The sequence below is a fragment of the Methylobacterium sp. WL1 genome, from assembly GCF_008000895.1.
Taxonomy (GTDB): Bacteria; Pseudomonadota; Alphaproteobacteria; order Rhizobiales; family Beijerinckiaceae; genus Methylobacterium.
This window is the reverse complement of record NZ_CP042823.1, coordinates 2,299,504-2,320,312: the sequence shown is the minus strand read 5'-3', so window position 1 is coordinate 2,320,312 and position 20,809 is coordinate 2,299,504. Positions and strand designations below refer to the sequence as shown.

The following is a 20,809-nucleotide window of genomic DNA, read 5'->3' as shown; positions in this document are numbered from 1 at the left end:
ATTTGCAACCGTAGTACGATTAAATACCGACAATCATTATTTTGTCTTCGGTAATCGGTCGATCAAACGCAGATCATATCAACAATTTATATTGGAGAGTACGACAGTTCGGATACAGTGCAGCCGATCCATCTCATCGCGGCATGGCAGATCCGCGATGGTGAATGTGAGCGTGCGGATCGTGGCGGCGGGACAGGCCTGGCCCGCAGGGACCGTTCGAGCAGGAGCCGTGCGCCACAAGGGGGCAAGCCGCGCCGATGGCCGTGGCGGTCACCCTCCAACGCCCTCGAGCGCGCGATACTCCGGGCGGCGCGGGGCCGACCAGCGGCGAAGGGCAGGATGCGGGTCTCCCGTCCGATCCGAGACCGAGACAGGGTGCACCTGTTCCACCGAACCCCGGTCCCTCACCCCGCTCCTTTCCGGAGCGGGGGGGGGCGTCACTGCGCTCTCGCGTCGATTCCGGCCCCAAACCTTCGGGGACCATCCTGCCTCTCTTGGCGAGCCGGGATGACTTCCTTGGCGAGCCAGGATGACTCCCCGCGAAAAACACCGCGTCGGCCGCCGTGCGTGGAGACCCAAGCGGCCTACACCCTCTCAGCTTCCGCGCAGGGCTTCCAGCACCTTGCCGCCGGGGCGGCCCGTCGGAGTCATGCCGAGCTTGCGCTCGACGTCCTTGATCGCGTCGCGGGTCTTCTGGCCGACCTTGCCGTCCGGCTCCCCGACATCGTAGCCGCGGGCGGCCAGCCGGGTCTGGAGGTCCCGCCGCTCGGCCCGGGACAGGGGCGGGTCGTCGGTCGGCCAGGCTGCCTGGACGCCGGCCTTGCCGCGCAGCCGGTCCGACAGGACCGCGATGGCGAGACCGTAGGATTCGGCCGCGTTGTAGGAGTAGATCGCGTCGAAGTTCCGGGTGACCAGGAAGGCCGGTCCGTCGATGCCGGCGGGTGCGATGATGCCGGCCAGTCCCTCGCCCGAGAGCGAGCGGCCATCCGCCCGGGTCACGCCGAGCGCGGCCCAGTGGGCGATCGGCTTCTTGTTCTTCCGGCCGGCGGAGGCGACGCTGAAGCCGCGGGGCAGCTTGACCTCGTAGCCCCAGACCTGGCCGTTCTGCCACTTGGCCACGTGCAGGAAGTTCGCCGTGGAGCCGACAGCATCGGCCACCGAATCGACCACGTCCCGCCGGCCGTCGCCGTCACCGTCCACCGCGAGCCTTTGATAGGTGGTCGGCATGAACTGGGTCTGGCCGAAGGCGCCGGCCCAGGAGCCGGTGAGCCTCTCCGGCGCGATGTCGCCGCGCTCGATGATCCGCAGGGTGGCGATCAACTCGCCGCGGAAGAAGTCCCGGCGGCGATTGCTCGAGCAGGCGAGCGTCGCCAGCGACTGCACCAGCGGCATCTTGCCGAGGTTCTTGCCGAAGTTGGACTCGACGCCCCAGACCGCCGCGATGGTGTAGCGGTCGACCCCGTAGCGCGCCTCGGCCTGGGCCAGGGCGGACGCATTCTGGCGCATGGCCGCGCGTCCGTCCTCGACCCGCTCATCGTCCACGAGCGCCGCCATGTAGTCCCAGATCGGCGTCTTGAACTCGGGCTGCGCCTGCGAGAGCTCGATCACCTTGTCGTCGAAGCTGATGCCGCGGGTGGCCGCCTGGAAGGCCTGGGCCGACACCCCGGCCGCCGCCGCCTGCCTCTGGATGCCGGCGAGGCACGAATCGAAATCGGCGCGCGCCGGCACCGCGGCGAGGCCGGCGAGCAGACCGACCCCGAGCGCGACGCCCGATCCGAGGGAGTGAATCCGCATCCTGGCGATCCCGTTCGACGTCCGTTGCATGAACTTCGAATCAGGCAACACCAGGGTTAAGGAGCGGTTAGGCCGCACCGAATCCACCGGCCCGCCCGACGGGCCCGGACGCCGCCGCGCTGCGCCCGAAGTCCGGACCGTGAAATTCAATCGTCCGGTCGCGGTGTCAGTACGGAAATAGATTTGGCGGCGGCTTTAGTTTTCCGACAATCGATGCCTTGGTTGTTGCTAATTAATATCTTCTAATACTTCACAAATGCAGCAATATATTAGAATATTCCCGCCTATTCAATCGGCAATCCGCTCGGAACGATGTGATTCTTGACGGCAACTTATTAACCCACGACTGTTCATATAAGACGGAATCAGTTTTTGGACGACGGCAGGAAATCTGGACCATGCGCCTGGTAGATCTATCGATTGCGAAGAAAGTCGTTGGTTCATTCGCTGTTTTAATAATTATCGCGCTGGTAAGCGCGGTTATCAATCATCGGAAACTATCGTTCATCCAATCGTCGATTGGATGGTCGGAGCATACCTACGACGTCCTGAACGTGAACGCGTCCCTGATCACCACGATGGTCGATCGCGAGACCGGCCTGCGGGGCTATCTGGTGACCGCAGACCCGGCGTTCCTCGCGCCGTATCGCAGCGGCACGCAGGCCTTCGACGCGAATCTACAGCGGCTTCGGACGCTGACATCGGACAATCCGGCGCAGCAGGCCCGCATCGCCGAGGTCGAGACCCTGGCGAAGCGCTGGCAGGCCGACATCGCCGAGCCGGAGATCGGCCTGATGGGTCAGCCGAGTACCCAGGCGGAGGCCCGCGCACGCGTGGGGGGCGGCGCCGGCCGGGCGCTCATGGACGCCATTCGCGCCAAGGGTGGGGAGATCGAGGCGACCGAGCGCACCCTGCTGACGGCCCGGCAGGCCGACGAGGCCGACGCCTTCTCGACATCCTACGCGGCTACGCTGCTGTCCCTCGTCGCCCTCCTGGCGACCGCCATCGCGGGCGCCTTCCTGCTGACCAAGCTCATCGCCATCCCGACGCGCACGATGACGCTGGTGATGGGGGAGCTGGCCCGGGACAATCTCGACGTCACCGTCCCGAGCAGCGACCGGCGCGACGAGATCGGCGGCATGGCGGCGGCGGTCGAGGTGTTCAAGGCCGCGCTGATCGCCAAGCGGTCAGGCGACGCCGCGACCGCCCGGGAAGCGGATGCCAAGGCCCGCCGCGCCGCCCATCTCGACGCCGTGGTGACGCGGTTCGAGACCGAGGTGTCCGGCCTCACCCAAGCCATGGCCGGGGCCGCCACCGAACTCGAAGCGACGGCGCAGTCGATGACCGGCATCGCCGAAGAGACCGACGCGCAGGCGCAGACGGTGGCGGGCGCCGCCGAGCAGGCCTCCTCGAACGTGCAGACGGTGGCCGCCGCCACCGAGGAGCTGTCGATCTCGATCCGGGAGATCAACAGCCAGGTCACCCGGGCGGCCCAGGCCGCGAGCGCGGCCTCCGACGAGGCGATCCAGACCGACGGGGCCGTACAGGTGCTCGCCGAGAGCGCGGAGAAGATCGGCAGCGTCATCGCGTTGATCTCGCAGATCGCCGGGCAGACCAACCTGCTGGCGCTCAACGCCACCATCGAGGCCGCCCGGGCCGGCGATGCCGGCCGCGGCTTCGCGGTGGTCGCCAGCGAGGTCAAGGAGCTGGCCGGCCAGACCACCCGCGCCACCGAGGAGATCGGCGCGCAGATCGGCGCGATCCAGACGGCCACCGGCCACGCGGTCTCGGCGATCCGGTCGATCGCCCGCATCGTCGGCGAGATCGCCACCAGCTCCACCGCGATCGCGGCCGCGATCGAGGAGCAGGGGGCGGCCACCCAGGAGATCGCCCGCAACGTCCAGCAGGCCGCCTCCGGGACCGAGCGGGTCACCGGCAACATCGTCGACGTCAAGCGCGCCGCCGGCGAGACCGGCTCCGCGGCGACCCAGGTGCTGGGCGCAGCGCGCGGCCTCTCCCAGAACTCGAACGACCTCACCCGCGCGGTCGCGACGTTCCTGGCGGACGTGAAGGCGGCCTAAGCGGAGGTCCGCTCAGACGTGCGAGAGCTTTCGCGTCGCCCGCTCAGGCCCATTCCCGAGCGGCGAGCTTCTGCTCGTAGGCGTCGATCGCGGCGGCGCGCTGCAGGGTCAGGCCGATCTCGTCGAGGCCGTTGAGCAGGCTGTGCTTGAGGCCGCCGTCGATGTCGAAATGCAGGGTGCCGCCGTCCGGCCCTTTGATGGTCTGGGCGTCGAGATCGACCGACAGGGTCGCGTTCGAGCCGCGCTCGGCGTCCTCGAACAGCTTCTCAAGGTCGTCCGGAGCGACCGTGATCGCCAGGATGCCGTTCTTCGCGCAGTTGTTGAAGAAGATGTCGGCGAAGCTCGTGGAGATCACGCAGCGGATGCCGAAATCGGCCAGCGCCCAGGGGGCGTGCTCCCGGGACGAGCCGCAGCCGAAATTGTCGCCGCACACCAGGATCTTCGCGTTCCGGTAGGCCGGCTTGTTGAGCACGAAGTCCGGGTTTTCGGAGCCGTCGTCCTTGTAGCGCATCTCGGCGAACAGGCCCTTGCCCAGGCCGGTCCGCTTGATCGTCTTCAGGTACTGCTTCGGGATGATCCGGTCGGTGTCGACGTTGATGATCCGCATGGGCGCCGCGACGCCCTCCAGCGTGGTGAATTTTTCCATCGTCTGCAGGCTCTTGGTGAAGGCACGGTCTGGCGCCGGTTTAGCAGCCTCGGCGGCGGGTCGGAAGCGTCAGGCCAGATCCCCGGCCTCGGCGCTCCGCAGGGTGCCGTCGTGGAGCGCCGAGGCGACCAGCGCCCCGGCGATCCCGGCCGCGCAGGGCCCGCAGGTCGTCCGCCCGCGCACCCGCCGGCCGCGTAGACCCGGCGGCCGAGCCACGGCCGGAGCGCGTCGAGGTCGGGCCACCGGCGCCGCCCGGGCCAGCGTCATCGCGATCACGTCCGGCGGCCAGAGCCCGGATCGTCGTGGAGCGCGGCCGGGCCGAGGCGCTCGGATCCGCGCGTATCGAGGGACAGCACGGCGCGTTCGCCGAGATCGGTGACGAGCCCGGTATCGTGCTGGCTCTCGCTGCCGATCACGGGCCGCCCGAGGCCGGCGGCGAGGAACGCCGCGACGCCCGCCGATTCGGAAAAGCCCGCATCGACCCACAGGCCGAGTCCCGGGCATGCGCGGGCGATCGCCTCCAGGGCCCGGAGGTCCGGCCTGATCCCGTCGATGATCGCGTCGAGATCGGCGACGTAAAGCGTTTGGGCGGGCCACGCGTCGAGAAGACCGCGCGCGATCGCATCGGGCGCGGAGCCCTTTGCCAAGGGCGTCTCGATCGGGGCATAGGAGGAGCGCTCGCCGCGGCGCGCCCGCACCACGCGGCCGCCGCGCAGGTCGAGCACCGGGATCACCGCGAAGCCGGGGCGCCCGAGTCCGTCATCCATCGAGGCGCGCGTCGCGGTCATATGCCCATGCCAGTCCCAAAGCAGATCGGGTGGGACCTCGGTGGGGTCCACGTCAAGGCCGCGCTGGTCGAGGATGGCCGGGTCGTGGCGGCGGCCCAGGTCCCGTGCCCGCTCTGGCAGGGCGTCCCGGCCCTGGACGGGTCCCTGGCGACCTTGCCCGACTGGGCGCGCGGCGAGGCCCGGCACGCGGTCACCATGACGGGCGAGTTGACCGACTGCTTCGCCGGCCGCCGGGAAGGCGTGGCAGCGCTCTCGGGCTGGGCCGAGCGGCACCTCGCCGGCCCGGTGCGGATTCGCCGGCCGCTCAGGCCTCGTGGCCCCGAACGCGGCAGCGGAGGTTTTCGCGGACGTCGCCTCGGCCAATTGGCACGCCACGGCGGCGCTCGCCGGGCAGCATGCGCCGGACGCGCTCCTGATCGATGTCGGCTCGACCACTGCCGACCTGATCCCGATCGTCGCCGGCCGCCCGGCGGCCGCCGGCTACAGCGACGCCGAGCGCCTGGAAACCGGGGAGCTCGTCTATACCGGGATCGTCCGCACCCCGGTGATCGCGCTCGCCGACCACGCCCCCTTCGGCGGTCGCCGCACCCGGCTGATGACCGAGACGTTCTCCCACATGGCCGACGTCTACCGGATCCTGGGGCTGCTGCCCGAGGGGGCCGACCAGCAGGCCAGCGGCGATCGCAAGGGCAAGTCCGTCGCCGAGAGCGAGACGCGGCTCGCCCGAATCGTCGGGCGGGACCGCGAGGAGAACCGAGGCCTGGGCGCTGCTGGCGGGCCACTTCGCCGAGGCGCAGCTGCGGCTGCTGCACGACGCCGCCACCCTGCTGAGCCGGTCCGATCTCACCAGGGGCGCCGCTCATCGCGTGCGGCGCCGGCGCCCTGGGCCCGCGCCTCGCCGCGCGGCTCGGGCGGCCGACCATCCCGCTGGTGAGCCTGCTGCGCGGCCGGATCGCCGGAGAGCTCGACTGGATCTCGACCTGCGGGCCGGCGGTCGCCGTCGGCCTCATCGCCTCGGAGGACGCATTCGCATGAGCGCCATCAAGATCCTGGCCCGGGTTCTGACCAGCCGGGTCGGGCCGCATATCGAACTGGCCGTGGAAACCGAGACCGGTGAGGTCCTGAAGGTGCTCGCCACCGAGGATCAGATCGATCGGCTGGTGGACGAATTGGAGGACATGCTGAACTCGCCCGTGGAGCCGGAGGATGGCGAACCGCCGGAGGCGGCTTGAGGGTCGGCGGGTCGAGACCGGCCATGCGACCGGCATGAGACCGGCATGAGCCTGATCGCCGCCAAGATCGCCATCACCCCGGCCCTGATGTGGGCCGTGTCGGCGGCGGCCCGCCGGTGGGGCAGCCTGGTCGGCGGCCTGCTGTCGGGCCTGCCGCTCACCTCGGCGCCGATCTCGATCTACCTCGCGCTCGAGCAGGGCAAGACCTTCGCGGCCGATGCCGCCGTCGGCTCGGCGGAGGGGCTGGGGGCGGTCACGCTCTGCTATCTCGCCTACGTGGTCTGCGCCCCCCGGATGGGCCCGGTCGCGGCCCTCTGCGCCGCCCTGTCGGCCTTCGTCCTCGGCGGTCTCGTGCTGCACGGGCTGATCCGGCCCGGGCTATGGTTCGCGGCGGCGATCGACCTGCCAGCCATGGCCTGGATGCGTGGCGCTCTGCCCACCGCCCGCCGGACCCGCGCCCGCCGGCGCGCCCGATCCGCCGCGGTGGGACATGCCGGCGCCTCGCGGCCGCGACCGCGCTGGTCCTGCTGGTCTCCAACCTCGCGCCGTATCTCGGCTCCGGCCTGAGCGGCCTGCTGGCGCCGATCCCGATCATCTCCTGGCCGCTGATCGCCTTCGCCCGGTTCCAGGACGGCGTCCGCGCCTCCCTCGACGTGGTGCGCGGCAGCGCCCAGGGCGCCTTCGGCGTGCTGGCCTTTTATGGGTGCGTGCACCTGTCGCTCGGGCAGACCGGGCTGGTCACGGCCTACGCGGTGTCGATCGCGGTGTCGGCGGCCTGCGTGCTGCCGTGGCTGATCGTGGGGCGCCGCCGACGCGCCAAGCGTTCGGCCGCGGCCCGGCCGGCCTGATCGGACCGGGTCGAGGCGGGGTCACCCGTGTTCCTGGACGTAATCCCAGACCTTCGAAATGACGACCGATCCCTCGCCGACCGACGATGCGACGCGCTTCACGGACGCGGCGCGCACGTCGCCGACCGCGAAGATGCCCGGTTGCGACGTGGCATAGGGCGAGCCGGCGCCGACGGCTTCCCCGGTCAGGACAAAGCCGTTGCGATCGAGTTCGACGAGGCCGGACAGCCAGCTGGTATTGGGGGCCGCCCCCACCATGACGAACACCGCGCAGGTCTGGATCGTCCGGACCGTCCCGTCGGCGATGGTGCGGATCGACACCGCGTCGAGGGCGTCCTCCCCATGTAGCGCGCTGAGCTCGGCGCCGTACTCGATCGTGATGGCCGGATCCGCCTCCAGGCGGCTCGACAGGTAGCGCGACATCGAGGTTGCCAGCGACGGCCCGCGGACCAGAAGCCGGACATGCCGGGCGGAGCGGCTGAGGAACATCGCCGCCTGCCCGGCCGAGTTGCCGCCACCGACAATGACGGTCTCAGTGTTCTTGCAATAGCGGGCCTCGATTTCGGTGGCCGCATAATAGACGCCCGCCCCCTCGAATGCCTCCAGGCGATCGATCGGCAGGCGTCGGTACTGGACGCCGGTCGCCACGACCACGGCCTGGCCACGCACCCGCTGGCCGTTGTCGAAGGTCGCGCAGTACGCGTCGTCGTCGAGGCGCTCGAGCTTCGCCACGCGCCGAGGCATCGCGAACCGCGTGCCGAACTTCATCGCCTGGACTTCGCCGCGCCAGACCAGATCGGCCCCGGAGATCCCGGTCGGAAACCCCATGTAGTTCTCGATCCGGCTCGACGTGCCGGCCTGCCCGCCGATCGCGACGTCTTCGACCACCAGGGCGCGCAGCCCCTCGGCGCCCGCATAGACGCCCGCCGCCACGCCGGCTGGACCGCCGCCGACGATCAGCACGTCGAAAGCCTCGTCGTCGATCAGGTTGTAGTTCAGGCCGAACAGCTGCGCGACCTTGTCGGGCGTCGGGTCTGCGACGACGTTGTTCCGGCCGAAGATCACGGCCGGCCGGTCGGCGGGAACCGAACAGGTCGTGGCGACACCCGCGGCCTCCGGACTGCCGAGCGCGTAGGACCGATAGGGCAGGCGGTTGCGGCTGGCGAACTCCGCGATCCGCCGGACCGCCCGGTCGTCGTCCTCGCCGATCAGGACGAGCGTGCCGTCGCGCGAATCGAGCTGCCGCCGCCGCCGTGCCGCCAAGACCGTGATGACGATGTCCGACATCTCGGGGATCTCGGCCATCAGACGCAGCATCGCGGCCCGCGGCACCTCAATCACATCCGTATCGGTGACCGTCCGCATCGGCATCGACCAGCTGCCGCCGTTGAGGAAGGAGATCTCGCCCATGAACTGCGTCGGCCCCAGGGTCGAGGGCAGGTGGCGCTCGTCCGTGAACGGGTTCACCACCTCGATCTCGCCGTCCTCGACATAGACGAAGCGGTCCGCCGGCTCGCCGGCGCGAACCAGGACGGTCCCGGCCGGGTAATGCCGCGGGACTCCCACGGCTCTGATCGCGGCGACATGCGAGGCCGCGAGGGGGACGCGCTGCATCACGCGCAGATCCGGGCCGATCGTTTCCATGGCCTGCTCCCTCGCACTTCTGCCGCCGTGACGCCCGGTCGGCCACGGGGGACGAGGACCCGTTCCAGGGGCGGGTTCGTCTTCGCGACCTGTGCGGGCGAATATCCGCCCGAGGTGCAACGAAGGATTGTCCAAGGTCAAGCTTGACCGGCCTGGCCCATCCGATCCGAGGGCCTTCGCCCAAACGCGCGACGGGCTCGGCCCGCCTGGTCATGCCCGGTCACAGCGTGCCGGTGACCGCAGTCTCCAAAACGAGAAGACCCGCGGCCGTGGGGCCGCGGGTCTTTCGAGAACACTCCGATACCGGTGGGTCAGGCGGCCGTGCGCTTGCGGGCTTCCTGCTTGGTATCGACGCCGGCCGCTTTGATCTCGGACAGCTTCTGGGCGACGTTGCGCGAGAACACGAACTCGGCCGGGCGCTGGTTCTCCAGGCTGACCTCGGGGGCCATCGCACCGTCGGTCTTGATGCCGCGGATCGCGTGAACGAGCGGCTTCCAGGGCTTGCGGACCGAATCGACCACCGAGGAGGCCTCGTAGCCCGAGTGGACCATGCAGTCGGCGCACTTTTCGTAGTTGCCGGTGCCGTAGGAATCCCAGTCGGTCTCTTCCATCAACTCCTTGAAGGTCGCCGCGTAGCCCTCACCGAGCAGGTAGCAGGGCTTCTGCCAGCCGAACACGGTGCGGGTCGGGTTGCCCCAAGGCGTGCAATGGTAGGTCTGGTTCCCGGCCAGGAAGTCGAGGAACAGGCCCGACTGCTGGAAGGTCCACTTCTCGCGGCCCTTCTCCTTGCCGTGACGGAACACGCCGCGGAACAGCTCCTTGGTCGCCTTCCGGTTCAGGAAGTGCTTCTGGTCGGGGGCGCGCTCGTAGGCGTAGCCGGGGGAGACGGTGATGCCGTCGATGCCCATCCGGGTCACGCTGTCGAAGAAGTCGGCGATCTTCTCGGGCGAGGAATTGTTGAAGAAGGTGCAGTTGATGGTGACCCGGAAGCCCATCTCCTTGGCCTTGGCGATGGCCGCGACTGCCTTGTCGTAGACGCCGCGCTGGCACACCGACTGGTCGTGCATCGACTGGTCGCCGTCCAGGTGGATCGACCAGGTGAAGTACGGGCTGGGCTTGTAGTCCTTGATCTTCTTCTCGAGCAGAAGCGCGTTCGTGCAGACGATCGCGAACTTCTTCTGGTCGATAATGCCTTGCACGATCTGCGGCAGATCCTTGTGCAGCAGCGGCTCGCCGCCGGCGATCACCACCACGGGTGCACCGCACTCGCGGACCGACTCAAGCGCGTCGGCAACCGGGAGACGCTTGTTGAGGATCTCGTCCGGGTAATCGATCTTGCCGCAGCCGGCGCATGCGAGATTGCAGCGGAACAGAGGTTCCATCATCATCACAAGCGGGTAGCGCTTGCGGCCCGTGAGGTGCTGCTTGAGGATGTAGCCGCCGATCTTCGCGACGTACCGGAGGGGGATACCCAAGATTGCGGCTCCTTGACTGCGTCGGCCCCGGGGCGATCGGGGTGCTTACCGCGAAAAAAACACGAATTCCAGCGCTCTAGCTTGGAACTAATCTGAAATGATCCCGTTTCGGCGGGACCATGACGACTTATTCTGTTCCTGACGCAACCGCGCCACATGGGCGGCGATCGGCAGGGAGGACGGATGGGATCGCCCGACGGTTGAGGACAGCACGCGCAATGCGTCCGCAATGCGACCGAAATCCCAAGATTTTGATCCCGATCCCAAGATTGCAGTGCGGTATCGCACATCCGCCCAGGCGAAGACCGAGCCCCGGCCTTCGCGTTGCAATCTGGGATCGCCCTCTTTACTGAGCCCTGTGGCCGCGATGCAAGGGGTGGCCCGTACCGAGCGGCTGCGCGCGGGCCCGCATCGGACCGGTTCGACTTGCGCGCGCCCGCGGCGCGACCAGATCGGGCGGTGCGGCGTTCCCCGAACGCGAAGGTTGCTTGTGCGGCTCAGCTGCGCGCGCACGGACCTCGGGGCGTATCTCGGGCCGGACTTCACGCGGCCCGTCGAGCCCGGCGGGTCTTCGAAGCTGGTCGGGCCGATCCGGCCGGGGCATTTGGGATGAGCCGGTCGCGCATGGGGCGCGTCCGGGGCGAACAGGCAGGGTGCTCGTGATCGAAGGTCTCGTCGCGTTCTCGGTGCGGTATCGGTGGATCGTGATCGCCCTGATGGCGTTCGTCACGGTCGCGAGCCTCGGGGTTGCGGCGCATCTGTTCCGCATCAACACCGATGTCGAGCGGCTGATCGATCCCAAGGAGCCCTGGCGCCAGGACGAGATCAACTTCGAGAAGGCGTTCCCGCAGCGCGGCAACACCCTCGTGGCGGTGATCAACGGCGAGACGCCCGAGGAGACCGAGGAGGCGGCCGCCAACCTGGCCAAGGCGCTGAGCGCCCACAAGAACCTGATCGAGACCGTCTACCGGCCCGACGGCGGCCCGTTCTTCGACAAGAACGGCCTGCTGCTGATGCCCCAGGCCCAGCTCGACAAGACGCTGGAGGAGTTGACCCAGCAGCAGGGCCTGCTCGGCCCGCTTGCGGCCGACCCGTCCCTGCGCGGCGTGATGCGGGTGCTGTCGCTCGGCGCGCGGGGCGTGAAGACCGGAGACGCCAAGCTCGAAGACCTCGACAAGCCCATGGGGCAGATCGATGCGACCCTGCGGAAGGTTCTGGACGGCAAGCCCGCCCGGATGTCCTGGCAGGAGCTGCTGGCCAACGGCGAGAGCAGTGTCACGGACAAGATGAAGTTCGTGATGATCCAGCCGGTGCTGGACTTCAACGCGCTGGAGCCCGGCTACCAAGCGACCAAGCTGATCCGCAACGTGGCGCAGGATCTCAAGATCAACGCCGAGAATGGCCTGCGCATGCGGCTCACCGGCACGGTGGCGGTGGCGGACGAGGAGTTCGCGACGCTTTCGGAGGACGCCGCCCTCAACAACAGCATCATCGTCGGCGCGATCGTGCTGTTCCTGTGGCTGGCCCTGCGCTCCGGCAAGCTCGTCGGCGCGGTGCTGATCACGACCTTCGCGGGCCTCATCGTCACCGCCGCCCTCGGCCTCGTCATGGTCAAGGAGCTGAACCCGATCTCGGTGGCGTTCGCGGCCCTGTTCGTCGGACTCGGCATCGATTTCGGCATCCAGTTCTCGGTGCGCTACCGGGCCGACCGCTACGAGCAGCCGACGCTCCAGAGCGCGATCCGGGCCGCCGCCCGCGGGGTCGGCTGGTCGCTGACGCTGGCCGCCGTATCGCTGGTGGCGGGCTTCTTCGCGTTCCTGCCGACCGCGTTCCGGGGCGTCTCGGAGCTGGGCCTGATCGCCGGCGTCGGCATGGTCGTGGCCTTCCTGTTCTCCCTGACCCTGCTGCCGGCGCTGATCGCGGTGTTCAAGCCCAAAGGTGAGAAGGCCGCGGTGCAGACCGAATGGCTGGTCGGCGTCGATCCGTGGATCATCCGCAAGCGCAAGCCGATCCTGATCGCGGTGGGCCTCGTGACCCTGGCCGGCGCGCCGCTGCTCTGGCACCTGCCGTTCGACTCGAACCCGATGCACCTGCGCAGCACCAAGACCGAGTCGATCGCCACCTATCTCGACCTGATCAAGAACCCCGAGACCAGCCCGAACCTCATCGACGTGCTAGCCCCCAACGTGGACGCGGTGCCGGGCCTCACGAAGACGCTGGCGGCGCTGCCGGTGACCTCGTCGATCAACAGCATCGACACCTTCGTGCCGCGGGACCAGGACAAGAAGCTCGCTTCCATCGCCGACACGGCGCAGCTGCTCGATCCGGTGCTCAATCCGGGCCGCAAGCCGCCGCCGCCGACCGATGCCGAGAACGTCAAGGCGCTCAAGGATGCCGCCACGGCGCTGAACGGCGTGGCGGGCGACGGGAAGGGCGGGGCCGCGGGCGTGCAGACCGCCAAGCAGCTTGCCGGCACCCTCGACACGCTCGCCGGTGGGCCGGTTCAGATGCGCGAGGCAGCCTCGGTCGCCCTCACGAAGGACCTCGTCCCGCTGCTCCAGCGGCTGCGCGACCTGCTCCATCCGGAGAGGATCACGCTCGACAACCTGCCGCCCCAGCTCAAGGCAGATTGGGTCGCAGCGGACGGGCGCGCCCGCATCGAGGTGCATCCCAAGGGCGATTCGAACGACGACGAGGTGCTGCGGACCTTCTCGGACGAGGTGCTGAAGGTCGCCCCCCACGCCACCGGTGCACCCGTGGCGACGACGCGGTCGACCTACACGATCCTGGGCGCCTTCGTTCAGGCGGCCATCACGGCGTTCGTGCTGATCTTCGTCATCCTGTCCGTGGCGCTCCGCAAGCCGTGGGACGTGGCGATGACCCTGGGCCCGCTGGTGATCGCGACCCTGTGGACCCTGATGGCCCTGCGCATCATCGGCATGCCGCTGAACTTCGCCAACATCATCGCCCTGCCGCTGATGCTCGCGGTCGGCGTCGCGTTCCACATCTACTACGTGATCGCATGGCGGGCGGGCGTCACCGACATGCTGGCCTCCAGCCTGACCCGGGCGATCTTCTTCTCGGCGCTGACCACCGGCAGCGCCTTCGGGTCCCTGGTGCTGTCGAGCCATCCGGGCACGGCCAGCATGGGCAAGCTGCTGGCGCTGTCGCTGTTCTTCACGCTGATCGCGGCGTTCTTCGTGGTGCCGGCGACCCTGGGCGAACCGCCCACGCAAGCCGACGACGACCGCCCGGAGGGCGAGAAGGCCGCGGCGGCCGCGCTTCGGAAGAGCGCCGCCCTCTCGGATCCGGTGCCCGCCAAGTAGAGTCTGCTTCCGAGGGACGGGGCGCATGATCGAGAGCCCGGTGCGGGGACGCGCCGGGCTCTCGATCGGTCAGAGCACCTTTTCGAAGAAACGGTCGGGGTAGGGGTCGTCGTTGAAGCGTTCGATCTCGACCCAGCCCGTCTTGCGGTAGAGCGCCAGGGCCTCCGGCAGGGCACTGTTGGTGTCCAGGCGCAGCGCCGTGACCGACAATGCACGGGCCCTGTCCTCGACGGCCTGCATCAGCCGTCCGGCCACGCCGAGGCCCCGGGCGACGGGGTCGATCCAGAGCCGCTTGACCTCGGCGACCGGGCCGCCGCTCCCCTTCAGGGCGACGCAGCCGACTGGCAGACCGTCGGCCATCGCGAGCAGGAACGCGCCGCGCGGCCGGACCATCGCGGCCGCCTCCGGGTCGCGCGACAGGGTGACGTCGAACCCGGTCCGCAATCGGGATGCGAGTTCGGCGTAGTACGCCTCCAGGCAGGTGCGGGCGGCCTCGCCCCGGGGATCGACCTCCGTGATCGCGATCCTGTCGCGTCCGAGCATCAGGGCAACGAGATCCATCGCGCGCAGAAGGTCCTCCACCCGGGGCGCCCGCGTCAGCACCGCCGAGGCGCGGGCGTCGGACAGGCCCTCGTAGGCCACGAATTCCCGCTGCCCGGCCTCGGTCAGATGCGCGACCCGGCGGCGGGCATCGTCCGGATGGGGCTCGGTGGCGACAAGACCCTCCTCTTCCAGGCTGCGCAGCAAGCGGCTCATCAGACCCGAATCGAGGTCGAGATAAGCGCGGATCTCGGCGACATCGGTCCGTCCGGCGCCGATCGCGTTGACCACACGGGCCGCCCCAAGGGGACGTCCCCGGCCGAGGAAGGAACTATCGAGGGCCCCGACCTCCGCGGTGACGGCACGGGCGAAGCGACGGAAGCGGGCAATGGAGTCGGGCGCCATGATACCTGACTTTAGTCAGACGATCGGCGTCGTCAATCGCGAGCGCCGCCAGCCTTTGGGAGATTGCGACCAAGACACGTCTCGGAAAGCGCGATCCCGGCATGCCGATCGGGACGTTGGCAGAGTTCTTCGAGGCGGTCGGGATCGGGATGCTTCCGGTCACGGCCGCGCACACCATCGCGGCCGTCGATCCGATACCCTCGACACGCGCTCCGTTCGACAGGATGTTGCGAACGCGATGCCTCGTGGAAGGCCGACGCCGCGTCACGGTGAACAATGCTCGACGCGACCATCCGCCGGCGGGTCGCTTCGAGGATAAAACCGCGAAGGCTAGCCCAAAAAGTCCGAAAACCCGCCCCTGAGTGCCCCTGACGCGTCGGCGGCCGCCCGGGAGGCGGGGGCGATCAGCGCGTCGCGCTCGGCGCCGTAGAAGTAGCCCGGCGCCTCGCCGGCAAAGCCACCTTCCGTGGCCGGGTGCGTGTACAATTCGGTGAGGCCGTCCGGGAGATGGGCCAGGAGCGCTGCGACCCGGGCCGGCGTCATCGCGCCGGACCAAGCGAGGCCGAGGGTCCGGTCCGGGATCAGCAGGCCGGCTTGGCGGGCGCGCACGGCGAGCAGGGCCGCCCAGGGGGCGATGTCCAGGGCCGGCCGGGGCCGGGCGCTGGCCTCGGCCCGGCGGAGCAACGCGCGAGGCTCGCGGGGCACACGGATCGCCCGCATGTCGTAGCCGCGGCCGATGCGCAGCACCGCGCCGGCGATCAGCGGATGGACGTGGAAGTGCTTGTGGGCGTTGACGTGGTCGAGGGCTAGGCCGCTCGCCCGGTAAGCTTCGAACTGCGCCTCGATCTCGGCGGCGAGCTGACGCCGGGCGGCTGGCTTCCGGGCGAGGTCGAGGCCGACGCGGGCCATGTCGGCGCGCATCAGGCCGGTCGCATCGGTGAGGTCGGGGAGTTGCGCCGCCGGAAGGGTCGGCCAGGCCTCCACCAGCACGAGATGGAGGCCGACCCGCAGGGACGGCATCCGCTTGGCCCGGGCCACGGCGTCGGCGGCGGCCGGCGCCGAGACCATCAGGCTCGCCGCGGTGAGGATCCCCTCACGGTGAGCCTGCTCGACGGCCTCGTTGACTTCGAGGCTCAGCCCGAAATCGTCGGCCGTAACGACAAGACGCTTCACAAAGACCTCGTAAGGGGTGTCGAGAGGGCGAGCCCTCTCGCGGGTCCAGGGCGGAGCCCTGGGGAGGGTGCGGGGCGCTGCCCCGCACCCGCCGGGGCCGCAGGCCCCGGACCCCGGTTCTTACGCCGCCTTGGCGGTGCCCTGACGCTCCTTGAGGAAGCGGTAGAACTCCACACCCTCGCGCAGGCGGCGCTTCATCATGTCGGGAGAGCGCACCATCTCGCTGACGATGGAGGCGATCTTCGGGGCGCGGAAGTAGAACTTCCGGTAGAACTCTTCCACCGCCGCGAAGATTTCGGAATGCGACAGGTGCGGGTAGTGCAGCGGAGCGATCTGCACGCCGTTCTCATCGACCAGTTCGGCGTTCTCGATGTCGAGCCAGCCGTTCTCCACCGCCTGCTTGTACAGGAACGTGCCCGGATACGGCGCGGCCAGCGACGCCTGGATCGTGTGCGGGTTGATCCGCTTGGCGAAGGCGATCGTCTCCTGGATCGTCTCCTTGGTCTCGCCCGGCAGGCCCACGATGAAGGTGCCATGGATGGCGATGCCGAGGTCGTGGCAATCCTTGGTGAACCGCTCGGCCACCTCGACGCGCATGCCCTTCTTGATGTTGTTCAGGATCTGCTGGTTGCCGGACTCGTAGCCGACCAGCAGCAGGCGCAGGCCGTTCTCCTTGAGCACCTTCAGGGTCTCGCGCGGCACGTTCGCCTTGGCGTTGCACGACCAGGTCACGCCGAGCTTGCCCAGCTCGCGGGCGATCTCTTCCGCGCGCGGGAGGTTGTCGGTGAAGGTGTCGTCGTCGAAGAAGAACTCCTTGGTCTGGGGGAACTCCTTCAGGCAGTACTTGATCTCCTCGATCACGTGGGCGACCGAGCGGGTGCGGTAGGTGTGCCCGCCGACCGTCTGCGGCCACAGGCAGAAGGTGCAGCGGCTCTTGCATCCCCGGCCGGAATAGAACGAGATGTAGGGGTGCTTCAGGTAGCCGATGAAGTACTTCTCCATCTGCAGATCGCGCTTGTAGACGCTGGTGACGAACGGCAGCTGGTCCATGTCCGTCATGATCTCGCGGTCCTCGTTATGGACCACGACGCCGTTCTCGTCGCGATAGGACAGGCCCTTGATCTCAGACATCGGCGTGCCGTCGGCGACTTCCTTGACGGTGAAGTCGAACTCGTTGCGGGCGCAGAAATCGATGCAGGGCGCCTGGGCCATGGCGCCGGCGGCGTCGACCGCCACCTTGGCGCCGATCAGGCCGGCCTTGAGCTTCGGGTTGGCAGCCTTGAGCGCCTCGACGGTCTTCACGTCCGACTTGAACGACGGCACCGAGGTGTGGAGCACCACGAGGTCGAAATCGTTGGCCTGGGCAACGATCTCGGCGAGCTTGATGTTGTGCGGGGGCGCGTCGATCAGCTTCGAGTTCGGCACCAGGGCGGCCGGCTGGGCCAGCCAGGTCGGGTACCAGAACGACTTGATCTCGCGCTTGGCTTGATAACGGGAGCCGGCACCGCCGTCGAAACCGTCGAAGGTGGGGGCCTGGAGGAAGAGCGTGCGCATGGGGTTCAAGGCCTCAGGGCGTTGCCGGGGGAGGGGTGAGGAAGCGAGAGCCGGGTTCAACGTGTGGGTGCGCCGGCGTCACGGCCGAGGTCGGCGTCCGGGATCAGGGTACCGTCCGCAACCACGTGATAATCATGACCTTTCCATGTCACCGCCCCCGACATGAAGGCCCAGGAGAAGTTCAGGAACGAGAGGATGTCGCGGATCGGCAACAGTCCGTAGGGGTGCGGGGCGAGGCCGAAGGCCCGCTCGAGCTGCCGGCACAGGACGATCCGGCCGGCGAGCGCCAGGCCCGCCACCACCAGCGCGCCGGTGCCGGCGCCGGGCAGGAGCGCGCCCACCAGGGCCAGCGGGAAGGCGTGGGTGACGATCGAGCCGGCATACCCGGCCGGGTCGACGTTGCGGATGGTGCGGTTCCAGCGCAGCTCGTGCCGCCACAGGCCGGAGAGGTCGGTGTCGACGCTGGTATGGCCGATGGTGAAGCTCGGGATCACCACCCGGCCGCCGAGGCCGCGCAGGGCCGCACCGATGGCGTAGTCGTCGGCCAGGTCGTTGCGGAAGCGGCGGAAGCCGCCGACCGCGTCGAGGTTCGTCCGGGTGAACGCGATGGTGGAGCCGAAGCACGGCTTGGCGAGCCCGAGGCTCAGGCCCATCACCACGTTGGGCAGGAACTGTACGTCGATCGCCAGCGCCGAGAGCTGGTCGTAGAGGCCCCGGAAGGCCGGGACGCCGTGGTACAGGCAGGTGACGCCCGAGACGCCGTCCTGCGACAGCTCGGCGACGAGCCGCTCCAGGTAATCCGGCCGGACCACCATGTCGCTGTCGGCCAGCACGATCACGTCGTGGGCGATCCGCTCGGCCATGTTGATCAGGTTCGAGACCTTGCGGTTCGAGCCGTGCTGGCGGCCGTCGATCACCAGGTCGATGCGGGCGGCCGGGTAGGCCTGCTTCAGCCGCTCGACCACGCCGATGGCCGGGTCGGCGGCCTTCTGCACCCCGAACACCACCTGGACCGGGCCGGCGTAATCCTGGCGCAGCACGGTCTCGAGATTCTCGTACAGGTTGGGCTCGAGGCCGCAGAGCGGCTTCAGCACCGTGACGGACGGGCGGGGCGCGCCCGGCTCCAGCGCAGGCACGGGACGCGCGGCGAACCGGCCGGCGCAGTAGGCGGCCGCCAGCGCGTAGAGGCAGCCCGCCGCCGCCAGGAGCAGGCAGAACAGCGAGAGCCACGACAATGCGTTGAGCGCCAGCGAGGTGAGATCCATCCGGTCGGGTCCGTGCGGTCGTCCGGCCGCCTCAGGCGGCGTTCGCCGCGTGCGACCCGATCGGGACGGCACGCATAGCGGCTGTGAGTACGACGTCGGCAGTCACGGTGTCGGTTTTGCGGCGAGCATGCCGTCGGCGCGCTGCCGGAGGAACTTCACCGCCCCGTCGGCACCGCCGGACTTCAGCGGGGCGGACAGCGCGTTGCGCTGGGCGGCGATCTCGCTGACGTCGCCGTTGAGCAGCACGTCCTGGATCCGGTTGTCGGCATTGACCACGAAATCGACCGCGGAATCGTCGCCGTCGGCCGCGGTGACCCGGGTGGGCACCACGCGCTGGCTGCCGCGCTCCTCGACCTTCGGGGTCACGTCGAACTTGCCGCCGGCCGCCCGGGCCAAGCGGTTGGCGTAGGTCACGGTCAGGCTGCGCTTGAACGCGTCGGTGACCGCCGCCTGCTGCTCCGGGGTGAAGCCCGACCATTTCGAGCCGACCGCGATCCGGGTCATGGCCGGGAAATCGAACGCCTTCTCCAAGGCCGGCCCCACGGCCGCGACCCGGTCGGGCAGGGGGCTCGGGCCGCCCTTCAGGGCGTCGGTGAACGCGGCGTAGAGGTCGCGCACGGTCTGAACCGCGGGATCGTCCGCGGCCCAGGCCGAGACCGGGGCGAAGAGGGGGGCGGCCAGGAGGACAGCGGCCGCGAGCCGACGGGTCAGGCGCACTTCTTCAACTCCTCGCCGTCGCCGATCCGCGAACCCATGCGGGGCGGGGCGTAGCTGTAGAACGGGCCGAGCGTGGCCGGTTGCGGCACCAGCTTGGCGGTGCGGCCGATGCCGGCGCCCGGCTCGGCGGCGGACTCGGCGGCGGATTCGGCAGCGACCTCGGCGGCGGTCTCGGCCGCGAGCTTGGCCTCGATCCGGTGCCAGAGCAGCAGGCCCGGCACGCCGACGCCGAGATCGGCGAAGCGCTTGACCAGCGACAGGGCCAGCGCCGCCTCGGCCGGAATGTTGAACAGGCCGCAGAGCGCGATCAGGCCACCCTCCTGGGCGCCGAGCGCGCCCGGCACCGCGAAGGCCGCGCCGCGGACCGCCTGGGCCAGGCTCTCGATCACCAGCGCCTGAGCAAAGTCGACCGGGTAACCCATGAAATGCAGGCAGATGTAAACTTCGAGGGTCCCAATGACCCAGCCGACGAGGTGGATCGCCAGCGCCGCGACGAAGCGGCCATGGTTGCCGTACATCCGGCGCAGGCTGTCGTAGAGCTGGTCGATGGCACCGAACGCGCGCCATTCACGGCCGGAGGCGAAGCGGGTCATCAGGCCCTGGATGATCCGGTGCCCGGCACGCCGCTGGATGAGGTAGAAGGCGCCCAGCGCCGGCACAGCGACGGCCAGGCCACCCGCCACCGTCCGGGCGATCGGCCCGTCGCCCGCGATCAGGACCAGCAGGCCGAGGCCGATCACCGTGAACAGGAGCTGGGTCAGCGCCTGCGTCATCAGGTCCACGAACATGCTGGCGCCGGCCATGGCACCGGGGACGCCGCGCTTGGACATCAGCCGTGCGCCGACGAAATCGCCGCCCACGGTCGCCACCGGCAGCAGCGTGTTGATCCCCTCGCGCACGAACCGCAGCGACACGCAGTCGCCGAGCCGGGCCATGCCCGCGGGGAACACGATGTGCCAGCCGAGCCCCGCCCAGGCGACGGCGGCCAGGCGGGCCACCACCACCAGGGCGGCACCCCAGCCGGCGCTCATGACGGCGGCCGACACGTCCTCCAAGCCGGAGGACATGAACAGGCCGACGACCGTGCAGAGACCGGCGATCGAGGCCAAGGTCGTCAGGCGCTTCATAATGGTCTTTCAAGCTCGCAAGTGGCTTGATGCGGGAAATCGGTCACGGTCGCGGCAGAAATAGGTCCGGGCGGCCAAGAACGTTTCTGCCACGTTGCAGCACGGATTACCGGTGTCTATCACCCGTTTGACACACCGGGGGCCAAAGCGGTGGCCGGGCCGAGGAGCCCGCGCAGAAGACCGCGGCACGTCGC

15 protein-coding genes and 2 pseudogenes are annotated in these 20,809 nt (G+C 69.2%); 6 read left to right on the top strand and 11 right to left on the bottom strand.

Annotation, left to right across the window (positions count from 1 at the left end; all coding sequences use genetic code 11):
• Positions 1 to 594: 594 nt before the first annotated feature.
• Positions 595 to 1,794 carry a lytic murein transglycosylase gene (locus tag FVA80_RS11410; protein WP_147909998.1) on the bottom strand — a complete coding sequence of 400 codons (1,200 nt, stop codon included), beginning with the start codon at positions 1,792 to 1,794 and terminating at the stop codon, positions 595 to 597.
• 554 nt (positions 1,795 to 2,348) lie between these two features.
• Between FVA80_RS11410 and FVA80_RS11405 the strand changes: the two genes are divergently transcribed.
• Complete coding sequence (locus FVA80_RS11405; RefSeq protein WP_246692368.1) at positions 2,349 to 3,875, top strand: CHASE3 domain-containing protein; 1,527 nt, start codon at positions 2,349 to 2,351, stop codon at positions 3,873 to 3,875.
• A 43-nt stretch (positions 3,876 to 3,918) separates the two neighbouring features.
• Here the strand turns inward: FVA80_RS11405 and leuD are convergent, their stop codons facing one another.
• Positions 3,919 to 4,521, bottom strand: a complete 603-nt coding sequence (gene leuD, locus FVA80_RS11400; RefSeq protein WP_147909996.1) for a 3-isopropylmalate dehydratase small subunit — start codon at positions 4,519 to 4,521, stop codon at positions 3,919 to 3,921.
• A 69-nt stretch (positions 4,522 to 4,590) separates the two neighbouring features.
• Positions 4,591 to 5,288, bottom strand: a pseudogene (locus tag FVA80_RS11395) (HisA/HisF-related TIM barrel protein).
• A gap of 27 nt (positions 5,289 to 5,315) precedes the next feature.
• Here FVA80_RS11395 and FVA80_RS11390 point away from each other — a divergent pair.
• From FVA80_RS11390 to FVA80_RS31235, 4 genes and pseudogenes are all read left to right on the top strand, one after another.
• Positions 5,316 to 6,344: pseudogene (locus tag FVA80_RS11390) on the top strand (hydantoinase/oxoprolinase family protein).
• Entirely contained in the window at positions 6,341 to 6,541 is a 201-nt protein-coding gene (locus tag FVA80_RS11385) for a hypothetical protein (RefSeq protein ID WP_147907989.1), read from the top strand. The pseudogene FVA80_RS11390 and the gene FVA80_RS11385 overlap by 4 nt, the downstream one beginning before the upstream one ends.
• A 45-nt stretch (positions 6,542 to 6,586) precedes the next feature.
• The gene (locus tag FVA80_RS11380; protein ID WP_246692367.1) at positions 6,587 to 7,108 is read left to right on the top strand and encodes a hypothetical protein; all 522 of its coding nucleotides are present in this window, start codon (positions 6,587 to 6,589) and stop codon (positions 7,106 to 7,108) included.
• A gap of 89 nt (positions 7,109 to 7,197) precedes the next feature.
• The gene (locus FVA80_RS31235) at positions 7,198 to 7,389 is read left to right on the top strand and encodes a hypothetical protein (protein WP_246692366.1); all 192 of its coding nucleotides are present in this window, start codon (positions 7,198 to 7,200) and stop codon (positions 7,387 to 7,389) included.
• 21 nt (positions 7,390 to 7,410) lie between these two features.
• Here FVA80_RS31235 and FVA80_RS11375 read toward each other — a convergent pair whose 3' ends face one another.
• Both FVA80_RS11375 and hpnH read right to left on the bottom strand, forming a co-directional pair.
• Entirely contained in the window at positions 7,411 to 9,033 is a 1,623-nt protein-coding gene (locus tag FVA80_RS11375) for a cyclic nucleotide-binding domain-containing thioredoxin-disulfide reductase (RefSeq protein ID WP_147907987.1), read from the bottom strand.
• Positions 9,034 to 9,344: 311 nt separating this feature from the next.
• The gene (hpnH, locus tag FVA80_RS11370) at positions 9,345 to 10,508 is read right to left on the bottom strand and encodes an adenosyl-hopene transferase HpnH (RefSeq protein ID WP_147854312.1); all 1,164 of its coding nucleotides are present in this window, start codon (positions 10,506 to 10,508) and stop codon (positions 9,345 to 9,347) included.
• A gap of 659 nt (positions 10,509 to 11,167) precedes the next feature.
• Here hpnH and FVA80_RS11365 point away from each other — a divergent pair.
• Positions 11,168 to 13,834: an MMPL family transporter gene (locus FVA80_RS11365; protein WP_147907986.1), complete on the top strand. Its 2,667-nt coding sequence runs from the start codon at positions 11,168 to 11,170 to the stop codon at positions 13,832 to 13,834.
• A gap of 69 nt (positions 13,835 to 13,903) precedes the next feature.
• Here the strand turns inward: FVA80_RS11365 and FVA80_RS11360 are convergent, their stop codons facing one another.
• The 6 genes from FVA80_RS11360 to FVA80_RS11335 form a co-directional block, all read right to left on the bottom strand.
• On the bottom strand, positions 13,904 to 14,779 hold the full coding sequence (locus tag FVA80_RS11360) for a helix-turn-helix domain-containing GNAT family N-acetyltransferase (RefSeq protein ID WP_147907985.1): 876 nt from the start codon (positions 14,777 to 14,779) through the stop codon (positions 13,904 to 13,906).
• Between the two features lie 330 nt (positions 14,780 to 15,109).
• Entirely contained in the window at positions 15,110 to 15,952 is an 843-nt protein-coding gene (gene hpnK, locus FVA80_RS11355) for a hopanoid biosynthesis-associated protein HpnK (protein ID WP_147907984.1), read from the bottom strand.
• 120 nt (positions 15,953 to 16,072) lie between these two features.
• Positions 16,073 to 17,506, bottom strand: coding sequence for a hopanoid biosynthesis associated radical SAM protein HpnJ (hpnJ, locus tag FVA80_RS11350; protein WP_147907983.1), 1,434 nt, complete (start codon positions 17,504 to 17,506; stop codon positions 16,073 to 16,075).
• A 56-nt stretch (positions 17,507 to 17,562) separates the two neighbouring features.
• Positions 17,563 to 18,771, bottom strand: a complete 1,209-nt coding sequence (gene hpnI / locus FVA80_RS11345) for a bacteriohopanetetrol glucosamine biosynthesis glycosyltransferase HpnI (RefSeq protein ID WP_147907982.1) — start codon at positions 18,769 to 18,771, stop codon at positions 17,563 to 17,565.
• Between the two features lie 102 nt (positions 18,772 to 18,873).
• On the bottom strand, positions 18,874 to 19,488 hold the full coding sequence (locus tag FVA80_RS11340; protein WP_147907981.1) for an ABC transporter substrate-binding protein: 615 nt from the start codon (positions 19,486 to 19,488) through the stop codon (positions 18,874 to 18,876).
• A complete protein-coding gene (locus FVA80_RS11335; RefSeq protein ID WP_147907980.1) occupies positions 19,479 to 20,615 on the bottom strand; it encodes a flippase-like domain-containing protein in 1,137 nt (378 codons plus the stop codon). Before FVA80_RS11335 ends, FVA80_RS11340 begins: the two co-directional genes overlap by 10 nt.
• Positions 20,616 to 20,809: the final 194 nt, after the last annotated feature.